At 38.2% G+C, this 22,162-nt stretch carries 11 protein-coding genes and 1 CRISPR repeat array; of the genes, 8 read left to right on the top strand and 3 right to left on the bottom strand.

Translation table 11 applies throughout. From position 1 onward, the window contains the following. The first annotated feature begins 312 nt into the window (after positions 1-312). On the top strand, positions 313-2,370 hold the full coding sequence (locus tag L3V46_RS12220; RefSeq protein WP_239045812.1) for a TonB-dependent receptor: 2,058 nt from the start codon (positions 313-315) through the stop codon (positions 2,368-2,370). A gap of 328 nt (positions 2,371-2,698) precedes the next feature. Next, a CRISPR array of direct repeats spans positions 2,699-4,468; the repeat unit is 28 nt; unit sequence GTTCACTGCCATATAGGCAGCTTAGAAA. Positions 4,469-4,811: 343 nt separating this feature from the next. Here the strand turns inward: L3V46_RS12220 and L3V46_RS12215 are convergent. The 3 genes from L3V46_RS12215 to L3V46_RS12205 form a co-directional block, all read right to left on the bottom strand. Continuing rightward, positions 4,812-5,819, bottom strand: a complete 1,008-nt coding sequence (locus tag L3V46_RS12215) for a hypothetical protein (RefSeq protein WP_051670995.1) — start codon at positions 5,817-5,819, stop codon at positions 4,812-4,814. A gap of 422 nt (positions 5,820-6,241) precedes the next feature. Beyond that, positions 6,242-8,458: a TonB-dependent siderophore receptor gene (locus L3V46_RS12210; protein ID WP_034611927.1), complete on the bottom strand. Its 2,217-nt coding sequence runs from the start codon at positions 8,456-8,458 to the stop codon at positions 6,242-6,244. Positions 8,459-8,712: 254 nt separating this feature from the next. Beyond that, positions 8,713-9,234: an RNA polymerase sigma factor gene (locus L3V46_RS12205; protein ID WP_004820783.1), complete on the bottom strand. Its 522-nt coding sequence runs from the start codon at positions 9,232-9,234 to the stop codon at positions 8,713-8,715. A gap of 298 nt (positions 9,235-9,532) precedes the next feature. On the opposite strand from L3V46_RS12205, the gene L3V46_RS12200 reads away from it, so the two are divergent. The 7 genes from L3V46_RS12200 (at position 9,533) to L3V46_RS12170 (ending at position 22,116) form a co-directional block, all read left to right on the top strand. Next, positions 9,533-10,741 (top strand): efflux RND transporter periplasmic adaptor subunit, encoded by a 1,209-nt coding sequence (locus L3V46_RS12200; RefSeq protein ID WP_239045811.1) that lies wholly within the window; start codon positions 9,533-9,535, stop codon positions 10,739-10,741. A gap of 3 nt (positions 10,742-10,744) precedes the next feature. Next, on the top strand, positions 10,745-13,858 hold the full coding sequence (locus L3V46_RS12195; RefSeq protein ID WP_239045810.1) for a multidrug efflux RND transporter permease subunit: 3,114 nt from the start codon (positions 10,745-10,747) through the stop codon (positions 13,856-13,858). Beyond that, positions 13,855-16,950 (top strand): efflux RND transporter permease subunit, encoded by a 3,096-nt coding sequence (locus L3V46_RS12190; protein ID WP_239045809.1) that lies wholly within the window; start codon positions 13,855-13,857, stop codon positions 16,948-16,950. Before L3V46_RS12195 ends, L3V46_RS12190 begins: the two co-directional genes overlap by 4 nt. An 18-nt stretch (positions 16,951-16,968) precedes the next feature. Next, positions 16,969-18,366 carry an efflux transporter outer membrane subunit gene (locus L3V46_RS12185; RefSeq protein WP_239045808.1) on the top strand — a complete coding sequence of 466 codons (1,398 nt, stop codon included), beginning with the start codon at positions 16,969-16,971 and terminating at the stop codon, positions 18,364-18,366. Positions 18,367-19,250: 884 nt separating this feature from the next. Continuing rightward, positions 19,251-20,570: an NCS2 family permease gene (locus L3V46_RS12180; RefSeq protein WP_239045807.1), complete on the top strand. Its 1,320-nt coding sequence runs from the start codon at positions 19,251-19,253 to the stop codon at positions 20,568-20,570. Between the two features lie 121 nt (positions 20,571-20,691). Then, the gene (locus L3V46_RS12175) at positions 20,692-21,693 is read left to right on the top strand and encodes an adenosine deaminase (protein WP_004721186.1); all 1,002 of its coding nucleotides are present in this window, start codon (positions 20,692-20,694) and stop codon (positions 21,691-21,693) included. A 69-nt stretch (positions 21,694-21,762) separates the two neighbouring features. Further along, on the top strand, positions 21,763-22,116 hold the full coding sequence (locus tag L3V46_RS12170; RefSeq protein ID WP_034611944.1) for a hypothetical protein: 354 nt from the start codon (positions 21,763-21,765) through the stop codon (positions 22,114-22,116). Positions 22,117-22,162 lie beyond the last annotated feature (46 nt).

Genomic DNA, 22,162 nt, shown 5'->3' with positions numbered 1-22,162 from the left:
ATTGAGTAAATAAGCAAAAGAGAGCTTACAGGCCGTTTTATGGCTTGTAAGCTCTTTTTGAAAATAAAGCCTAGAAACAATACGATAAATAGATTTTTTGAATTCTTTTTTGACAAAACTTCAGCTTAGTTTTGACCTTTATAGCATTGTTTTTCATATGATTATGATTAAGTGTTTTTCTGTTAATTGACCATAAATTAAAATTAAATAAATGATAATTATTATTATTAGTAATTGCATTTGATGTTTTGCTCAAATACAATGCGCAACAATTCTTTCACAATTCCTCCTTAATTTAAGTTGCGTATTAACATGAATAAACAATTAAGATTTCAAACGCTGTCAATTTCTATACTCACCGCAATGTCAATTTCAGCATATGCAAAAGATACTTCTGAAGATGCGACAAAGTTAAAAACAATTGTAGTGACTGCGAGTAGTCAGGCAGTAGATGTTAAAGAAGCACCAGCAAGTATTAGTGTTATTACAAGCGAAGATATCGAAAAACAGCCTGTGGGTAGTCTTGGAGAGTTATTGAGTAAAGTTCCTGGGGTAACCGGTGGAATTAGTCCTTCGAAGGAAGGTTCTAAGATTAAATTGCGTGGTTTACCAGACAATTACACATTGATTTTAGTTGATGGTAAACGCATCGGGTCTTCAAGAGATGTAAGTTATCGTCCAGATTTAGGTCGTCAGGATTTAAACTGGATTACACCCGATATGATTGAAAGAATTGAAGTCGTTCGTGGTCCAATGTCTTCCTTATATGGTTCAGATGCCATGGGAGGTGTAATTAATATTATTACTAAGAAGATTCCCAATGCTTGGGGCGGTAATGTCACTTTAAATTATACTCAGCCAACAACTTCGTCTGATTTAGGCACTTCTTTACAAACAGGTGTCATGGCTGCTGGTCCATTAACGGATACCTTAGGTCTGCGCTTGACTGCAGGGATGACTGAACGAGAGGCAGATAAGAAATATTCAGCAGGTAACGGAACCACAGGTTCTCAAGATCAAAACTACAATGCGATGTTGCACTATCAGGCAACAGATAAACAGTCATTCAGTTTTGAAGCAGGGCACAGTATCCAAAAGAATGAAAAGGGTTCTCAAATTAACGCCACAACAGGTGCAGAACAGGAGACCAGTTGGGGAGCTAAAAAATTAGAACATAATTCATATAGCGTATCTCATGATGGTGAGTGGGCAATTGGTAAATCTAAGTTAAGCGCATACTACAATGATTATGATTCAAGTATTAATAAGGTTACGAGTAAATCAAATGAATTGATTGTTGAAGGTAGCTTAACCATGCCATTAGAGGCAATGTTTAAGCAAGTCTTAACTGTTGGTGGTCAATGGAAAAAACAAGAATTAACCAATACTGACACAATTGGCACTCTACCAGGTGGTAGTTGGGATGGGAAAAGCTATACCGATCCTACAGTAAACAATAAGAATTGGGCATTATTTCTTGAAGACAATATTTCACTGCTCGATAATTTGACATTAACCGTAGGGAATCGTTTAGATCATGATGATAAATATGGTGATCACCATAGTCCACGCGGTTATTTAGTTTATAGTCCAACGGATGATCTTGTGATTAAAGGGGGGATCGCAAAAGGTTTCCGTGCACCAACTGTGAAAGAATCATCTCCTGGTGGGGCAACTGAATCTGGTGGGAATGGTTGCAATGGGTTAAGAGGTAAAATTTGGTATGACAGTAAGCAAAAGCCAGATACCTATACGGGTGGTAGCTGCTTTATGACAGGTAATCCAAACCTTAAGCCTGAGGAAAGCACAAACTATGAAATTGGTGTAAATTATACTGGTTTTGGTACAGATTTAGGTTTGACATTCTTCCATACAGATTTTAAAAATAAAATCACTTATTCGCCGTTAGGTCACGAAGGTGGTATTTGGTTTACTCGAAATGAAAATATTCAAAATGCAGTAACGCGTGGTCTAGAAATGGTTGTAAATTTCCCAGTTTTAGACAATCTAAAATGGAATAATAATGCAACGTATTTCTTAAAAGCAAAAAATGAAGATACTGGTGCCACCTTACTGACCACTTCAAAATTAACGGTAAATTCAGCCCTAAATTGGCAACCGATAGATCCACTCAATGTAGAATTGTCTGCGCAATATTTAGGTAAGCAATATTTAACTGATAAAAGCGCTACTCCTACGATGCAAAAACCGCATACGATTGTAAATCTAGCAAGCAATTATCAAGTCAATGATAAGCTCACTGTACGTGGTGGCTTTACTAATTTACTTGATAAAAAATTGTCAAATGGTGCAGATACATACTTCGTTGAGCGTCAAAAAGTATTTGTAGGTGCAACCTTTAAATTTTAATCAATTATATTGAAATGAAGATTGACTTCACTTCAATTAATAAATCATGCGTTAGAAAAACCATCTTTGGATGGTTTTTTTGTTATGTATTTTTATTAGGAAGTGATTTTATTTCGATGAATCAAGTGCTGTATATAAAATAGTAAAGCAATGATCTTCAGAATTTAGGAATTTTTTGTTCGCACCAAAAATTTCCCCCAATATTTTTTTGATAATTCTATAGTTTAATAAAATCAGTAGGTTATATATGTTCTAAATAACTTTGGGTATTTTATGGTTTTTATATTTAACTTGCTGTTATCAGAATGTTTTTTGATTTAAAATTATAGTTCACTGCCATATAGGCAGCTTAGAAATCAAAAGGTAGAAGGAAATATTATTGGTTATGGTTCACTGCCATATAGGCAGCTTAGAAATATAACTCCAAGTTGCACACAGTTACTAGAGAGTTCACTGCCATATAGGCAGCTTAGAAAACGCTCAAGTAATGCTAAGAAAGATTTAATTCGTTCACTGCCATATAGGCAGCTTAGAAACTGACATTATATTTCACAATATGCATGATTTAGTTCACTGCCATATAGGCAGCTTAGAAAAATACCGAAAAAGCATTTGATCTATTCATGAAGTTCACTGCCATATAGGCAGCTTAGAAAATTTGAGCATCGATTAGTGCATTGGCATCTAAGTTCACTGCCATATAGGCAGCTTAGAAATGCTCGATAATCGAGTTCGATCTTTTCCCAATGTTCACTGCCATATAGGCAGCTTAGAAATTGTGGGTATTCCATCGTGTTGCGCCATTCTGGTTCACTGCCATATAGGCAGCTTAGAAAGTAATCGAGCATTATTTTTATTGTCGAGTAGCGTTCACTGCCATATAGGCAGCTTAGAAAGTTCAAATGAGTAAAGGTAGCGGTGGTGTTACGTTCACTGCCATATAGGCAGCTTAGAAAACGCTTTGGTAATTGTGCGTCTTTGTGGTTTAGTTCACTGCCATATAGGCAGCTTAGAAAACTTTTCTCCCTGTCTTTTAGCTTCCTCATGCCGTTCACTGCCATATAGGCAGCTTAGAAACTTTTGATATCTCAGCACTTACAGAATCTAGCGTTCACTGCCATATAGGCAGCTTAGAAAAATTAAATACTGAATATCTTCTTTGGGCATTTGTTCACTGCCATATAGGCAGCTTAGAAAAATGTACTTTAACTTTCACTCTACGCCTGTGCGTTCACTGCCATATAGGCAGCTTAGAAATTATCTCGAATGAAAAACGATAAGAAATCCAAGTTCACTGCCATATAGGCAGCTTAGAAAAATGTAAGTGCAATCCTCATCAATCAACATTAGTTCACTGCCATATAGGCAGCTTAGAAATCTAAGGGGTTTACCATCCCACCAACATATCTGTTCACTGCCATATAGGCAGCTTAGAAACAAAAACCATACTCATATTCACAAAAAGGCTTGTTCACTGCCATATAGGCAGCTTAGAAATATAAATCAGAGATTAATTCCCGTCTTGTCTTGTTCACTGCCATATAGGCAGCTTAGAAATATGGGGTTGCATATTTACAAGGTGGTGTTAAGTTCACTGCCATATAGGCAGCTTAGAAATGAATGCATGGTTCAATTAAGTCAATTGGGAAGTTCACTGCCATATAGGCAGCTTAGAAAAAGACAATTTTGCTACTCAGCAAAAATTTAAAGTTCACTGCCATATAGGCAGCTTAGAAATGAATGCATGGTTCAATTAAGTCAATTGGGAAGTTCACTGCCATATAGGCAGCTTAGAAAAAGACAATTTTGCTACTCAGCAAAAATTTAAAGTTCACTGCCATATAGGCAGCTTAGAAATTGCTCCTCTAAAGCGCTCTGTGTATCTTTTGGTTCACTGCCATATAGGCAGCTTAGAAATGAAATCGGCGATCTTCCTATTGACCGAATTAGTTCACTGCCATATAGGCAGCTTAGAAATAATTGATATTGAATCAATGATTGTATTAGCGGGTTCACTGCCATATAGGCAGCTTAGAAAGTGAAAAGAATGATGATTACACAAAGAATGTCGTTCACTGCCAAACAGGCAGCTTAGAAATAATTTATATCAAGTCCTGAACTTCAGCATAAAATTATTGATTTTGTACTAAAGCGAGCCCTTGATAATTATGGTGGGGGCGGGTGCAACGCGTTGGGTATTCAAATAATCTCAATTCATCTAATAAGTGATCTGCGCCTAATTAACCAAGTCAGAATAAGTACACTGCAAGTGTTTTAAACAGGATGATGACGGAGGGACGTAATAAAATTCTGTTACGACTCCACAGGTGAATTTAACAGTGCAAAATACTAACTACGCCAATACTGTAACAACAACTAAAGTCACGACAGCTCAAGGCATTAAAATAAAACATAATGCCCCGGGTGTTATGAATTAGGTTTTAATGTTCCATATTATCTGATGGATTTGCATTATTTAATTCATTATTTACTTCATTAGAAAGAGAGTTATTTTTATTATCAGTACTTTGAGTTGGGGTAATTCTTGTTTCGTTATCTCTTTCATCTGAGTTAATAGTAACGATCTTTTGTGATGTAACTGTGTAATTTGGATTATTGGAGGGTGAAGTAGTAGGTTTTGCTGGTAGATATTTTGTGCTTCCTGTAATTCTTTGATGTTGTTCCTGATCTATACCATGAATCTGACAATCATCCAGTATTGGGAATCCCATTATCATGGTTCCACCAGTACAGATAAGTTGCACAATATCACCTTTAACTAATTTGGATGCTGTTTGTAGTTCGGTTGGCAAGAGGTTTGCATGTATTCGATCTATACCATAATAATTGTTTGAGCCAAGTATACTAAGGTAAATTTGATCACTGTAATCTTTGTTTATACCAAAGACCATACCTTGCAACAGTAAGGTATTTCCTTTGTATTTTTGATCTGCGGAAACTTCATTTTGTTGGTAATCCGCATAATATTTTAGAGCTGAAACCTGAATATTTGTTTTACTTTTTTGATGGGCTGTAGTTTGAATGGGGTGGTTTTCCACTGTTTCTGCAGGTGTTTTTTCTTGATTATAAGCTGGATAGGGAGTTTCAGTTGGTTCAATATTTGGTTGATTTTCAATTCCAAATGGTTTAACAAAAAAAATAAAGAAAATGACACTTATTGCTAAATATATGAAACCAATTTTTTTATCCTTCGGGGAATAATTACGATCAAGCAAAAGCCACACAAATAAGATTGGGCATAAAACGATAAGAAGAGCTATAAAAAATGGTACTTTCTTATATTCTGTAGAAATTGCATTTTCTTCAAATGGGGTATCTAAGGGAGAATAAGTTCTAAAATTATTTTTAGAAGGCGCACCACAATGTGGACATGAATTCGCAGAATTTGAAATTGTTTTATTACACTCATAGCATGAAATTAGAGCCATAAAATATTCCTATATAAATTTTAATTTGTATAAATAATATTCATTATTGACAAAGATTTCAGTATAAATTTAAAAATAGGTATAGTTAGTCTAACAATCAACGGAAAAACAATAGATGAGGTTTACTGCTAGACCAGCAGAGGAGTTAATTTTAGTTATATTGATAACATTTGAATTTGTAGAGAAAATCACTTTTAAGCTAATTTCTTCTACATCTAACTCATTGGTTTATTTAAAGCTAAATCAATAAAGATCTTTCATAAATCAAAAAATGATTATATGGCGTAAATCATATTGCTATTGAAAGTCCCTTCTCCCACTGGGAGAAGGCTAGGAAGAGGGGGATTTTATCTTGATCTATGTTTTAAAATAGGCTTATGAAAGAAGTCTAATGTTTAGCTAATCATAAATAGATTTTAGAATTACCAATCGTATTTTAACCCCACTCTAAAATTAATCGGTGCGCCGTAGTAGCTATTACCTGTTGTTAAATAATACTTTTTATCAAAAAGATTATTTATATTGAGATTGGCTGTTAATTTATTGTTTATTTTATAACGTGCCATTAAATCAACAACACTGTATTCACTCTGGGTAAATTTCTGATCTGCTGATTGAATTTCACTTTGCCAACGAACACCTCCGCCAACGGTTAGTGCTTCATTAAGATAAGGAAGTTTATAGGTTGTATAAAGTTTGGCAGTATTACTTGGAATATTAGAGTTTAATAGCTTGCCATTACGGTCTCGGCTTAAATTTCGGGCAAAGCTTGAGGAGATTTGCCAAGCATCTGTGAGTTTTCCTGTGGCTTCTAATTCAATACCACGACTTTTGGTTCCAGATTCTGCTATATATGCCTGAGATCCATCAGGAGCTAAATGCGAGCCATCTGGCTGTTCAGGAATCGCGACCGCAAAATTATCTTCTTTATTTTCATAGATTGCTGCACTTAGATTAAGTTGATTGTCAAAAAAAGCACCCTTGATTCCAAGTTCTGTACTATTTCCCTCTAATGGGTCTATATAATCCCCAGCTTTTGTTTTTAGATCTTGTGGAGAAAATATATTTGTATAACTCGCATAAGCAGACCAATTGGGAGTGAGATCATAAACTACGCCAATATAAGGAATGAGTTTATTTTCTTCTTTTCGATTGGTTATTGTAATTTTATTTTCTTTATAGTCGTTATCTTCTTTTTTTAACTTCCAATTTTCTAAGCGTGATCCCAACAACAGTGCTAAATCATCACTTAATTTAAACCGAGCTGCGGTATAAAATGATGAACTTGTATTATTTTCTTTGGTCCATCCTACGGCAGGATTATTTGGACGTGCAGGCGTATTCCCATCCCATTTATATATATTATCAATATTTCCACTCCAACCCTCAATCCACCAATTGGTAAAGTACGGCTGGCTATTTTCACTTCTGGTTAATGTTGAACCAAAGATCACATCATGGGTTTGATTAAATAAATCAAATGAGCCGTTTAAGCTGACATTAAACAAGTCTTGAATTGGTTTATAAGCCCAGTGAGTAGAATAAATCGAAACCCCACTACCAGTTTCTTTGTTGGGTGTTCCACCACTTGCATAGCCAACTAATTCATCTGAGTCCGTAATGATACGTGCTAATGAAGCCTTTAATTTCCAGTTATCATTAAATTGATGATTGACATCGGCAAAGAGTGAAGTGGTTGTTCGATCTGAGTAAGACCAACTGGGTGCTGCTGAATCTGATCGAGACCAGTTTGTTCGTGTCCCATCACTATAAAAAGCAGGCAAACCACCACGAGCTTGTCCAGTAATATAAATTTGTTGATAGCTTAAGCCTAGACTTGCTTGAGTCTTATCTGACAAATCAGTGTCAACAACCGCATAGGCCACTTTGCGTTCTTCATTGAAGCGGTCTATGTATGAGTCCGAGTTCTGATAAGCAACGACAGCACGTCCACGAAGCGTACCCGATTGATTAAGAGGTGTTGAGATATCGCCATCGAAACGGTATGAATCCCATGAGCTAAGATCTGTGCTGATTGATGCTTTAAAATCTTGTAATGGTTTTTTCCGAACCATATTAATACTAGCGCTGGCGGAACCTGCACCAGTCATTAAACCTGTCGCTCCTCGTACCACTTCAATTCTATCGAAAAGTGCAGTGTCTTGGCTTTGAAAAATAGAAGAGTAAGTACTTAGGAGTTTTACACCATCAAGTAAATAGCTATCTACACTTTTACCGCGTGAGTAAATTGGTGAAGTATCGGAACCTACATTTCCAGACTGGCTAACGGTTAATCCTGCAACTTGGTTTGCAACATCAGTCAATTGTGTAAGGTTTTGATCTTGCATTCTTTGCTGAGTCATGACACTAACTGATTGCGGTGTTTCTTTTAGGCTGAGTGCCAAGCCTGTTGATGCGGTAGTAGCTTTAGCGGTATATAAACCAGAGCCTTCGGTTGTAAGGCTATTGGTATTATTGGCAGATACAGTGATGGTAGGAAGCTGAGTAGAGTTTTGTTCTTGGCCATCAGATGGGTTCGGTGCTGCAAATACAGATCCATGTATTAAACAAATAGATCCGCCCCAAATTGCAGTTCGAATTGCAATTGCTAATGCATGTTTGCTTTGATGTTCCTTCATTAAATTCTCGTATGAGTCATATTCATCTACTTAGTCGTTTTTATTTTAAAAAAAGCTCATTTTTTTATGATTTAAATGAGGGATATCGTTGGATGTAACAACAATAGCGAGCAGGCGCGAATAGGGAAGAGGGTTATAACTATTTGTATTATCAATAGATTGATGTCATGAAAGTTCGAGATGGATTTTTAAATATACCTAATCGGCTTTATCTACTTATTTTTATTGAATCATTTGTTTTATAAGTAAAAAAACTATGAGTTAAATGTCGTAGTATAAATACTAGAACAGGCTAAAAAAGCTTGTTTCATATCTCGTTTTACTGTGGCTTCAGAAATATTAAGTTTTTCACCGATTGCGCGGTAAGTCATATCTTCCATTTGTGATAATAAAAAAACCTGTGCGACGCGTTCGGGTAGCTTTTCTAGCGTTTGTTGAACTTGATAGACACTTTCTCGAATACATATTTCATGTTCTACAGATGGATAGCCATCCTGTGGTGTATGTATTAGTGCATCTAGATATAAGTGTTCAACTTGTTGGTGGCGCCAATGATCAATAATCACGTGTTTCGCAATTCCCAATAACCATGCTTTGGGTTCTTTAATATTTTCAAAACAGTAGTTACTTTTTAATGCACGATAAAAAACTTCCTGACTAAGATCTTCAGAGTGGTGATGGTTGTGAAGTTTATGTTTGAACCACAAAAGTAAAGTATTTTGATGGTCTTGATAAATATGATCAAACCATTGCTGCTTTTGTACGTTCAAATTCATAAGCGTTGCCTGTTTGAAAAGCCAACAACATGGAGTTTTATTGGTTAAAGGATGTGTTGAAAATAATGATAGTGATAATGATTATTAAATGCAATAATAAGAATTACAAAATGCAACATGATAATTAGCGAGCTAAAAGACTATTTCTTCTTGATTATTAATGAGATGGGTGGTTAGTAATTGTGAAATTTCACATTATTATCTAATTGATAAATGATGAATAACTTTGAAATTTCACTTTATTTATTTCGCAATTGTAAATTTTGATCGTTCTGCGACTGTATGAATAAGAGTTTTTATGAGTAAGCCATCTGTAAATGTAAACCCAAAAAAAAGTTTTATTGACCGTAAGTTTAAATATTTAATTGGATTTATGCTGCTGATTATTTTCGGACTAGCAGGCTTCTATTGGAAAAAAACCTCATCCAAACCCGCAGAGGAATATAGCCAATGGAGTAAACCTGTACCCGTGCGAACTGTGCCAGTACAACGACAAGATTTACAGGTTGAAATCAAAGCAATTGGTACAGTCATTCCTACGCATACTGTGAATGTACAAAGTCAGGTTGCTGGGGTTTTACAGCAGATTTATTTTAAAGAAGGGCAAACCGTAAAAAAAGGACAGCTCCTTGCACAAATTGATCCAGCGCCATTTCAGGTCGCACTTGCACAGGCTGAAGGAACACGGCAGCAGAATTTAGCACAGTTGCACAATGCTGAAACAGAGTTGCAGCGCTATCAATTGCTGTTTAAACAAGATTCGATTGCGAAACAACAAGTAGAACAGCAATTGGCGCTGGTCAACCAGCTTAAAGGTCAGATACAGGCGAACAAGGCGCAAGTAGATGCTGCAAAACTACAGCTGTCTTATACTAAAATTTATGCACCTATTGAGGGGCGGGTTGGATTTAGACAGAAAGATGCTGGCAACCTTATTCAAGCCAATGAAAGTGCTGGTTTAGTCAGTATCACTCAAGTGCATCCAATTTTTGTGCAATTTGCAGTGGCAGAAAACCATTTAGTAAATCTGCGTCAATCCTTAAAAAATGGCGATAATGTGTTGGCAAGTGCTTGGGATAAAACAGAACAAAAACAACTTGCGCTAGGGCATGTACAAGCAATAGATAATCAGATTGATATCAGTACTGGAACTTTAAAAATAAAAGCAATTTTTACAAATCAGGATGATGCTTTATTTCCAAATCAGTTTGTCAATGTGCGTTTAAAGACTCAAACCATTCAAAATGCAATCAGTATCCCAAGTGATGCCGTACAACATGGTGCAAAAGGCAGCTATGTTTATATTATCAATCCGCAAAACAAAGCCGAAATTCGCATGTTAAAACTGGGGATGACCTCAAATGGTCAAATTGAAGTTTTAGACGGATTAAAGGGGAGCGAAAAAGTAGTACTTGAAGGAATTGATCGTCTTTCGGAAGGCAAAGAAGTTCAAATTGTTGCAGAAAATCAACAGCCAATTTCTACGGCCAAGCCAACTGCTGGATAAATCATGAATATTTCACGATTCTTTATTTTACGTCCAGTCGCAACCACATTATTGATGTTAGCACTGCTGTTGAGTGGTTTCTTGGTTTGGCGATTGCTACCTGTCTCTGCCTTGCCACAGGTCGATTATCCAATTATTCAAGTCTATACTTTTCAACCTGGTGCTAATCCCGATACGGTACAACGCACAATCACCGCACCACTCGAACGAGAAATGGGCAAAATTGCTGGTTTAAAGCAAATGTCTTCCAGTAGTTCAGTGGGCGCATCTGTTATTACCTTGCAGTTTGAACTGAGCGCAGAGCTTGGTGTCGTTGAACAGGAAGTACAGTCAGCACTCAGTACCGCCAGCAGTAAATTACCCAATGATCTACCAGCACCACCGATTTACCGTAAAGTAAATCCTGCTGATGTTCCTGTGATTACCCTTGCCATCAGTTCAGAAACTTTACCTTTAACAACAGTCTATGACATGGTGGACACCCGAGTTGCACAAAAGCTTTCTCAGCTTTCAGGTGTCGGGATGGTTAGCCTTGCGGGTGGGCAACGTCCAGCAATACGCGTGCAAATGAATGCTGCGGCACTCGCTGCCTATAAAATGAGTGCTGAGGATGTACGATCCGCAATTAATTCTGCCAATGCAAATCAACCCAAAGGCAGCTTTGATGGACCATATCGCACCACCATGTTGGATGCCAATGATCAAATTCGTTCGATTGCAGATTATGAAAATCTAATTTTACGCTGGAACAATGGCGCACCGATACGTCTTAGAGATGTGGCAAAAGTCATAGAAGGGAGCGAAGATCGCTATATGGCGGCTTGGGCAGGCAGTCAAGCTGCAATCTTGGTCAATGTACAGCGCCAACCGAATGCCAATGTGATTCAAGTTGCAGATCAGATTAAGCAAATCTTGCCTGAGCTACAAAAAAATCTGCCTGAAAATGTCAAAATTCGAGTGTTAACCGATCGAACTGAGAGTATTCGCAGCTCCATTGATGATGTGCAAAAAGAATTGGTTTTTGCCGTGTGCTTGGTGGTGATGGTGACTTTTTTATTTTTAAGAAATTTATCCGCTACGATTATTCCCAGCATTGCCGTACCACTGTCGATTATTGGTACTTTTGTCGTCATGTATTTTTTAGGCTTTTCTGTCAATAATCTGACTTTAATGGCACTCACCATTGCGACAGGTTTTGTAGTCGATGATGCAATTGTGATGTTGGAAAATATTGCACGACATCGAGAGGCCGGCGAAAGCTTATTGCAAGCCGCGCTTAAAGGGTCTAAAGAAATCGGCTTTACCTTAATTTCCCTGACGATTTCCCTAATCGCAGTATTAATCCCATTACTGTTTATGGGGGATGTGGTTGGGCGTCTGTTCCATGAATTTGCTGTCACTTTAGCAGCAGCAATCGCAATTTCATTGGTGGTATCACTCACATTGACGCCAATGATGTGCGCATATTTATTAAAAAATGCCGAACATCCCAGTTCACACAGTCGCTGGAGTCTAGACCGAATTATCCAGCAATACGGTAAAGCTTTACAGTGGGTTTTTCGGCATCAAGTACTGACTCTTGCGGTGATGTTGAGTAGCGTCATTTTAGCAGGTCTGCTGTATTGGATGATTCCCAAAGGCTTTTTCCCTGTACAGGACAGTGGGGTCATACAGGTGGTGACTGAAGCGCCTGATGATATTTCATTCCAAGCCATGAGTGAGCGTCAACAAGCACTCGCGGGGCAGATATTAAAAGATCCTGCTGTGGAAAGTTTGTCTTCATTTATTGGTATAGATACCAATAATCCAAAACTGAGTAATGGGCGTATTTTAATTAATCTAAAGCCGCATGCTGAAAGAGATCCTGTAGATCAAATTATGGCACGACTTAGAGAACAGTTCGCTCAAGTTGAAGGGATTCAAGGCTGGATGCAACCAGTACAAGAGTTGAGTATTGAAGATAAAATTAGTCGTACTCAATATCAACTAAGTATAAGCGCTGCTAAAACGACAGATTTAGCCGAATGGACCCCTATATTTGTTGATGCTTTACGACAACAACCTGAATTTGCCCAAGTCACCAGTGAAGAGGGTGGACAAGGCTTACAAGCATTTATTGATGTCAATCGAGATGCTGCAGCACGTTTGGGTTTAAACATTGAAGATATCAGTTTAGCTTTACAAAATTTATTTGCGCAGCGCCAGATTGCAACTTTATACACGCAATCTAATCAATATCGTATTGTTTTAGAACTTGACCCAACATTCACTCAAGGTATAGATGCTTTAGGGCAAACTTATATTCACAATAAGCAAGGAGAACCGATATTACTCAGTTCTGTTGCCAATATTGTGCAAAAACGCGTGCCTATTATTCTGCAACAGCAATCACAATTTCCAGCCAATGGGGTATCTTTTAATCTTGCATCAGGGGTCGCGCTCGGGGATGCGATCAAAGCGATTGATCGCGTACAACAGCGTCTAAATCTACCAACAGAAGTCAAAGTAAAACTGCAAGGTGCAGCCGCTGCCTATGAGAACTCGCAACAACATACTTTTTGGTTGGTGATTGCAGCAATACTGACCATGTACATTGTGTTAGGCATTCTGTACGAAAGTTTTATTCACCCGATAACCATTCTTTCTACCTTGCCCTCTGCTGCAATTGGTGCTTTGTTGGCATTGTTTATGGTCAATCGACCATTGGACATGATTGCCTTGATTGGAATCATTTTATTGATTGGTCTGGTCAAGAAAAATGGCATCATGATGGTGGATTTTGCTTTGGCTGCACAACGTCATGACGGATTGTCAGCACAGCAAGCGATTTATCAAGCTGCACTAATGCGTTTTCGCCCAATTTTAATGACCACACTTGCGGCACTGGTTGGGGCAATTCCGTTGATGCTTGCATCGGGTTCAGGGGCAGAATTACGTCAGCCTCTCGGGATCGTCATGGTCGGTGGTTTGATTTTAAGCCAAGTCCTTACTTTATTTACTACACCAGTGGTTTATTTATTTTTTGATCGTCTGCAATATTCATTGCAACACTCCAATTCAGATATATCTGTAGATGATTTATCCGCAGAGCAGGATACGACAAGGAGAGAGTTTTGACCTTTCTCTCGACCTTTATTCACCGACCTGTTGCGAGTATTTTACTGGGAATCGCAATTGTATTATTAGGTATATTGGCCTATTTTCGCTTACCTGTAGCCGCTTTACCACAGGCAGATATTCCAACGATTGTGGTGCGAGCAAATTTACCGGGTGCAAGTCCTGAAAGCATGTCTGCCACCGTGGCGACGCCGTTAGAGCGTGCCATGATGGGCGTTTCAGGGGTAAAAGCGATTAATTCTTCAAGTAATCAAAGCGCAACCCAAGTGGTTTTGCATTTTGATTTAAACACTGACATCAATGAAGCCGCCAGAGAGGTCCAAGCTGCAATCAATGCTGCGATGTCACAGCTGCCTTCTGGAATGCCAAGCCCTCCTGAATATTTCAAGATCAATCCAAGCCAGAGTCCAATTTTTTATTTGGCTTTGAGTTCAGAACATCTTTCTGCGGGCAAACTCTATGAAATTGCCAGCAATCAGCTGCAGCCAAATCTTGCGCAAATTAATGGGGTTGGGGAAGTTGTCATTGACGGGGCATCTATGCCTGCTGTGCGAATTCAACTCAATCCAAATGCGTTGATTTCACAAGGGGTATCTTTGGAGCAAGTTCGTGAAGCGATTGTAAAAAGTAATACAGTACAAGCCTTAGGGGTAATTGAAACTGAACAGTTGCGTTGGCAAGTTGAGCTTCCAAGTCATTTAAAAAAAGCGAGTGATTTTGCCAATTTGATCGTAAATCAAAATGGTCAGACAGTTGTTCGTTTAAAAGATGTGGCTGAGGTACAGGATTCGGTCGAAAACCGTTATGTAAGTGGTTTTCACAATGGTAAACCCGCGGTCATTATCAAAATCAGCCGTCAGCCCAATGCAAATACCGTTGCCACAATTGAAAAGATCAAAGAAAAACTACCAGAGTTAAGCAGATTAATTCCAGCAGATTCACAACTGACCACAGTGATGGATGGATCGGAAATTATTCGGGCAGGCTTAAATGAGGCAAGGGATACTTTATTATTTTCCATGCTTTTGGTGATTATTGTGGTCGCTCTGATGTTAGGTCGTCTGCAAAGTGCTCTTGTACCAAGTATTGCTTTGCTGGTGACTTTGATTGGCGCATGCAGTCTGGTTTATCTCGCTGGATTTTCATTGAATAACTTGTCGATTATGGCGGTGATTGTTGCGATTGGACTTGTGGTTGATGATGCAATTGTGGTTTTGGAAAACATAGAACGTCATATAGAACAAGGTGAACAGCCTATACAAGCTGCCTTAAATGGTATTCGAGAAGTTGGTCTGACCTTGCTGGCAATGAATTTGGCTTTGGTGGTGATCTTTATTTCCGTGCTATTTATGGGTGGTGTAATCGAACGATTATTTAGGGAGTTTTCTTTAACACTGATTTTTATCATTATTTTATCTGTATTTGTCTCCCTAGTCCTTACGCCAAGCTTATCTGCACGCTGTTTAAAACCATTGGAGCGTTATCAACACCAGGCTTTATATCGCTATAGCCATCGTTTGATGCAAGGCTTGAGTCAGCTTTATTTACATTCACTGAAATGGATGATTAAACATGGTTATTTGGTCATTCTGCTATGGGGCGGTGCAATCGCTGCTTCTGTATATGTCTATCAAACATTACCCAAACGGGTATTACCTGAGCAAGATACTGGACGGGTTGAAGCTTTTATTCGGGGGGATGATGGCTTCTCCTTTCAAATTATGCAGCCTAAAATCGCCACCTTTAGCGAAAGTCTATTAAAGGATCCCGCAGTCAAAGATGTGATTGGTACGTCTGGTGGTGCTGGCGGAATCACCAATTCTTTTTTAATGGTGAGTTTAAAACCCAAAGCTGAGCGAGATGGCAAATCTTCACATGAAATTGTAGACAGAATTAAAAAAAATGCCCCATGGCTGGCAGGTGCGATTTTTTCTGCACAAGTCAAACAGGAACTAGAATTGGATGATCCATTTTCAAGTGGAAGTGGGCAAGATTATTTGTTGTTACTGCAATCTGATGATGTTGCGTTGTTACGTCAGTGGGTGCCTAAAGTTGCTCAGGCAATGCAGAAGCTTCCAGAGTTAGAAGAAGTTGAAACCATGGGCGATGAAGGTGCCCAGCATGTGACTTTAGACATAGACCGTGAAGCAGCACGTCGTTTGGGTGTGGATATAGACAATATTTCAAGCGTACTCAATAACTCATTTTCGCAGCGCCAAATTTCGACTATTTATGATCAAACCCAACAGTTTTATGTGGTGATGGAAGTCGATAAACACTTTACTGAACACCCTGAAGCGCTGGCAAATGTACGCATTCCAAACCAACAAGGTATTGCTGTACCACTCAGTAATTTTGCCACATGGTCTTATGGCATCACCAATGATCGGGTTTATCGACGCAACCAATATGCCGCAATGGGGATTGGTTATGTGGTTAAACAAGGCTATAGCTATGAACAAGCGGATGCAGCTATTCGTAGTGTCTTGCCCGAAGTCATGTTACCCAATGAAATTTTTATCATGACAGATAAAGATGTCGAGGCGGAAAGTTTGCAGGCTGGTTTATCGACGCCGTTACTTGTCTTTGTGGTGATCTTACTTATTTATATCGTTCTCGGGGTTACCTATGAAAGTCTGCTTCATCCATTGACAATTTTATCGACAGTACCCGCAGTGGCTTTGGGGGCTTTGTTGACCTTATGGTTATTTAATTTCCAATTCACCTTAATTGCACTCTTGGGCATGTTTTTATTGATCGGAATTGTTGTAAAAAATGCCATTCTTTTAATTGATTTTACTTTATTAGAAAGAAGAGCAGGCAAGACTGCATATCAGGCTATTTTATCTGCCGCAGCACTTCGTTTCCGTCCAATTCTGATGACCAATACTGCCGCGTTACTGGGTGCAATTCCACTGGCACTTAGCTGGGGAGAAGGGGCTGAGCTACGTCAGCCTTTGGGGGTAGTCATTGTAGGTGGTTTAGCCTTGGGTCAATTGTTGACATTGTATACAACGCCTGTCTTGTATTTGGTGTTGGAAAAATGTGCTGAATCTTGTTTGAAATTAAAAAATAAATACGCACTTCATTGAGGTAAATAGGAAAATATAATGCAGAGTTTAATCGTTAAAAATGTCATGTGCCTTAGTGTGTTCTTGATATTGACTGCATGCAATTCTACTGTTGTGTTGCATCCGCCTGAATATAAAGTGCCAGTCCTTCAAACGGATGATCATTATAAATATGCTGTTTTAAATTGGAAAAAAACCTCAAGCTTAGACGTCAATGCCAACACTTGGTGGGAAATCTTTCAAGATCCTATTCTCAGTCAATTGATGCAGCAATTGAATCAAGAAAATTTGAGTCTGAAACAAGCTGAAGCACGTTATCAACAAGCCAATGCCTTACTTGAGCAGCAACGCGCTAACCGTTTGCCAAGTTTAAAGTTAAATGGTTCTGCACAACGTAGTGGAACAAAGGACAGTACGCCAAACAACCAATTTACGACGGGTGTTCAGGTCAGTTGGATTCCTGATTTATGGGGCAGAGTCGCTAAAGCGATTGAAGGGCAACAGGCAAATTTAGAGGCTTCACAGGCTGACTTAGCCGCAATTAAACTCAATCAACAATTATTGGGCACAGAAACCTATTGGAATATCCGAATACTGGATGCACAGTTGGATGTTTTACGACAAACTCAACACAGTTATCAGCGTTCCGTCAAAATTTTAAATAACCAATATGTTGCTGGAATGATTGCGCGCGCGGATGTGATACAGGCTGAAACACAGCTCAAGCAAGTGCAAATCCAGCAGATAGAAACCCAGCGGGAACGTGATTTACAAGAAAATATTTTAGCTGTGGTACAAGGTAAAACAGTTGCTCAATTTCAATTGGCCAAACAGGAACAGCACTTTCAAGTTCCAACATTACCAACTCAGCTACCAAGTCGGATGCTGATCCAGCGTCCTGATGTAATCCATGCTGAACGTGAATTGGCGGCAACACATGCCCAATTGGGCTTGGCTCAAACAGCATGGTTACCTGATCTCAGTATTGGTTTAACCGGTGAATTAAATAGCCGCGTGTTGAGTCAACTGTTTCAAGCACCACAGTATTTATGGTCGACGGGCTTACAAACAACGACATTGATATTTGACGGTGGAAAACGTAAGGCTGAGATTGCACAAGCACAAGCGAGTTATGCTGAAAAAGCAGCAGCGTATAGACAGGCTGTTTTAACGGGTTGGAAAGAGGTGGAAGACGCGCTTTTACAGTCATCCAGTTTTAAACAGCAACAATCTGAGCAGGCTCAACTATTTAAACTTGCTTTAGAAAATGAACAAGTTGTAACTCGTCGCTATAATGCCGGCTTAGTCAGTTATTTAGAGGTGGTTACAGCACAGAATTTAACCTTACAGGCGGAACAGGCAACTTTACAGCTCAAGCAGTTGCAGTTAAAAAATACAGCCCAACTGATTGCAGCCTTAGGTGGCAATATAAGTTGAAGGCACGATGTAAAAACTTAAGTGACTTGGCTTAAATCTTTGAATAGCGTATTTAAACATTACTGATTTAAAAGCTTACACACTTTAAAAGCTTACATGCATTTTAAAGTGTGCAAGATAAGCCGTCTAAGCTATTGTTATTGAAAACCTTATTTATTTAAAAGCTGTGTTTGATTGATTAAGTTTAATGTTGTTTTTTAATCATTATTTAAAATAAATAGCACCATTTTAGATGTATATCAGGCTCTAAAATTTAGCATGCACTATGAAAGCGCAAGTTAATACTTGTGATTTGTCAGACAATTTTATTGTTAAAGTGTTATTTATGTCACGTTTATGTGTATAATCAGCGAAATTTATACCTTGATTTGATTTTGAAATGGTAAAGCTTGTAACTTTTTTCGTGTTGAGTAGTGTGATATTTCTAGGCTATTTCTCTTATGTCGATTCGCAACAAAAAAAACAACAAGAAATGCAAGATATTATCAAAGATGCGAATTTAACTATTCGGAAAATTGAGTCTAATCCTAATAATCACAATCATCTCAAACTAAGTAATACTGTGATTTGATTTAGGCACTGTATATCCTTAAAGCATTAAACTTCTGAGTTCACATGAATTGGATGACTAAAAGCGTCAGATTGATAAAATTATTTAAACTGTATGTTATAATTTGTAATATGTAATCGATAACGACCGTTAAATCTTCTAGAAAACGAAAGCTGCTAATCTGCAGCTTTTTTAATTCAAGTTTTTTATCGGAAATGTCATTTTGGTATGTTTATTGAATGCTGAATTATGGCCTTAATTGACGGCATTTAGCATTTTTTTAAATGAACTCGATTTTATCAACGAATAGCTCAAACTTAACAGGGGCTCAACAATGACGAATCCAAATCCTTCAGCGGGTTTGCTTGAACGCTTATTTAAACTGAGCGAAAACAAAACAACGTTTAGAACCGAAATACTGGCAGGTTTAACGACATTTTTAACAATGTGCTACATCATCATTGTTAACCCATTGATTCTTTCAGAAACAGGTATGGATCATGGCGCCGTATTTGTGGCAACGTGTTTGGCCGCTGCGATTGGTTGTTTGGTCATGGGGGTTGTTGCAAACTATCCGATTGCACTTGCACCAGGTATGGGGCTGAATGCTTATTTTACCTATTCCGTTTGTTTAGGTATGGGCGTTGAATGGCAAACCGCTTTGGCTGCTGTATTTGTTTCCGGACTTGTCTTCATCGCAATTAGCATGTTTAAAATCCGTGAAGCCATTGTCAATGCGATTCCAATGTCATTGAAATTTGCAATCGGTGGTGGTATTGGATTATTCCTTGCACTGGTTGCATTGAAAAACTCAGGCATTATTGTTGCAAATCAAGCAACTTTGGTGGGTTTGGGCGATTTAAAACAACCTACAGTTTTACTGACATTACTGGGTTTTTTCCTGATCGTGATTATGCACCACTATAAAATTCGTGGCGCAATTATTATCAGTATTTTAGCGGTCACTGGTATTTCAACAGCTTTAGGTTTAAATGAATTTAAAGGGGTTGTTGGTTCAATCCCTTCTATTGCACCAACATTCATGCAAATGAATTTTGAAAACTTATTTACGGTAAGTTTAGTGGGTGTGATTTTCGTATTTTTCTTGGTTGATTTATTTGACTCAACTGGAACATTGGTCGGGGTTTCACATCGTGCTGGTTTATTGAAAGACGGTAAATTACCACGTTTGAAAAAAGCGCTATTTGCTGATTCAACTGCGATTGTTGCCGGTGCTGCTTTGGGGACATCATCAACAACGCCTTATATTGAGTCATCGGCGGGTGTTGCTGCAGGCGGTCGTACAGGTTTAACTGCAGTTGTTGTCGGTATTTTATTTTTAGCGTGTTTATTTTTAGCACCACTGGCACAATCTGTTCCTGGATTTGCGACTGCTCCAGCATTATTATTCGTTGGTGTGTTGATGATTCAAGGCATCATCAATATTGAATGGGATGATATTACCGAGGCAGTTCCAGCATTTTTAACCATTGTATTTATGCCATTTGCTTATTCTATTGCGGACGGTATTGCAATGGGCTTTATCAGCTATGCATTGGTTAAATTATTTACAGGTAAAGCAAAAACAGTTCCATATATGGTTTGGATCATTGCTGTGCTCTGGGTAATTAAATTCGTTGCATTTGGTGGTTAATAAATTTAAATAAGAAAAGGGTGTAAACTCAAGTTTGCACCCTTTTTTGTTTTAATCAGATTGAAATGAATCCAAGCGATTTGGATGATTGAAATTTAATTTAATAAGTTTGAGGAAAAACGTGAATAGATTAGAACTTATTCGTGCCTTACCCAAGGCAGAACTCCATGTACATATCGAAGGCACGTTTGAGCCTGAGCTGATGTTTGCGATAGCTCAGCGTAATCAAATTGATATCCCGTATAAATCTGTAGAAGAAGTCAAACAAGCATATAACTTTCATAATCTACAGTCTTTCCTTGATATTTATTATGCAGGTGCCAATGTACTGATCAATGAACAAGACTTTTATGATTTAGCCTGGGCATATTTTGAAAAATGTGCAGAGGATAAAGTTGTACATACAGAAATGTTCTTTGATCCACAAACACATACCGACCGTGGTGTTGCCTTTGAAACGGTGATCAATGGCTTACAGCGTGCATGCGATGATGCTCAAACAAAGTTGGGTATAAGCTCTCATTTGATCATGTGTTTCCTACGTCACTTAAGTGAAGAAGCAGCATTTGAAACGTTAAAGCAAGCCTTGCCATATAAAGATCAAATTATTGCTGTAGGTTTAGATTCAAGCGAAGTTGGGCATCCACCAGCTAAGTTTGAACGAGTTTTTGCTCAAGCACGTAAAGAAGGTTTCTTGGTGGTTGCACATGCGGGAGAAGAAGGGCCTGCTGAATATGTCTGGGAAGCTTTAGATTTATTAAAAGTAAACCGTATTGACCACGGGGTGCGTTCAGAAGAAGACCCAGCACTGATGCAACGTTTAATTGCAGAAAAGATGCCTTTGACTGTTTGCCCACTGAGCAATTTAAAATTATGTGTGGTGGATGATATGGCACAACATAATATTCACCGTTTATTGCAAAAAGGTGTACATGTGACTGTCAATTCAGATGACCCATCTTATTTTGGTGGCTATATGAATGATAATTTTATTTCGATTGCTGAAGCGCTAGATCTTTCCAATACAGAGTTAAAGCAATTGGCAAAAAATTCATTTGAAGCATCATTTATTTCAAATGAAGAAAAGCAAAAATGGAACAATCAAATTGATCAATTGGCTTAAATCAAGCTATATTCTTTAAGCCTATAAAAGCAGTGTGTGAACACTGCTTTTTTTCATGAGGAAAATAGAATGAAATTTTTAACAAGTTTAACCTTATTCATTATTTTACCTGTGACTGTTGCATGTGCTGATTCAAGTACAGAAACGATTACGCATAAGATGTTAAAACCTTTAATCGAACAGCAGTGTGCCAGTGAATTAAAAGCGTCAAAGATTTGGCAAGTATCCTCATTTTTATGGACAGCTGCACAACAGCAACATGCACAGCAAAAAATCTGTGGCTGTGTCAGTGAGAATGCTTTGAATGATGTCCCTGCTAAACAGCTGGTTATGGCAACGTTTAATGAAGCTGCAAAAAATAAGTTGATTCAACAAGCGGTGATGAATAGTTTAAAAGGTTGTGCAAAGGAAGCATTAAAGTAAAGATCTAGAATTTAAGCAGCATAAATTTAAACCACAATAAAAATAT

The sequence above is a fragment of the Acinetobacter sp. AG3 genome, assembly GCF_022343575.1.
Taxonomy (GTDB): domain Bacteria; phylum Pseudomonadota; class Gammaproteobacteria; order Pseudomonadales; family Moraxellaceae; genus Acinetobacter; species Acinetobacter guillouiae.
This window is presented reverse-complemented; position numbering and strand designations above follow the sequence as displayed.

What these genes read in the sequence shown, in the direction of transcription:
- L3V46_RS12220 (WP_239045812.1), top strand. Translation starts at nt 313, where the DNA reads ATGAATAAACAATTAAGATTTCAAACGCTGTCAATTTCTATACTCACC.
- L3V46_RS12215 (WP_051670995.1), bottom strand. Translation starts at nt 5,819, where the DNA reads ATGGCTCTAATTTCATGCTATGAGTGTAATAAAACAATTTCAAATTCT.
- L3V46_RS12210 (WP_034611927.1), bottom strand. Translation starts at nt 8,458, where the DNA reads ATGAAGGAACATCAAAGCAAACATGCATTAGCAATTGCAATTCGAACT.
- L3V46_RS12205 (WP_004820783.1), bottom strand. Translation starts at nt 9,234, where the DNA reads ATGAATTTGAACGTACAAAAGCAGCAATGGTTTGATCATATTTATCAA.
- L3V46_RS12200 (WP_239045811.1), top strand. Translation starts at nt 9,533, where the DNA reads ATGAGTAAGCCATCTGTAAATGTAAACCCAAAAAAAAGTTTTATTGAC.
- L3V46_RS12195 (WP_239045810.1), top strand. Translation starts at nt 10,745, where the DNA reads ATGAATATTTCACGATTCTTTATTTTACGTCCAGTCGCAACCACATTA.
- L3V46_RS12185 (WP_239045808.1), top strand. Translation starts at nt 16,969, where the DNA reads ATGCAGAGTTTAATCGTTAAAAATGTCATGTGCCTTAGTGTGTTCTTG.
- L3V46_RS12180 (WP_239045807.1), top strand. Translation starts at nt 19,251, where the DNA reads ATGACGAATCCAAATCCTTCAGCGGGTTTGCTTGAACGCTTATTTAAA.
- L3V46_RS12170 (WP_034611944.1), top strand. Translation starts at nt 21,763, where the DNA reads ATGAAATTTTTAACAAGTTTAACCTTATTCATTATTTTACCTGTGACT.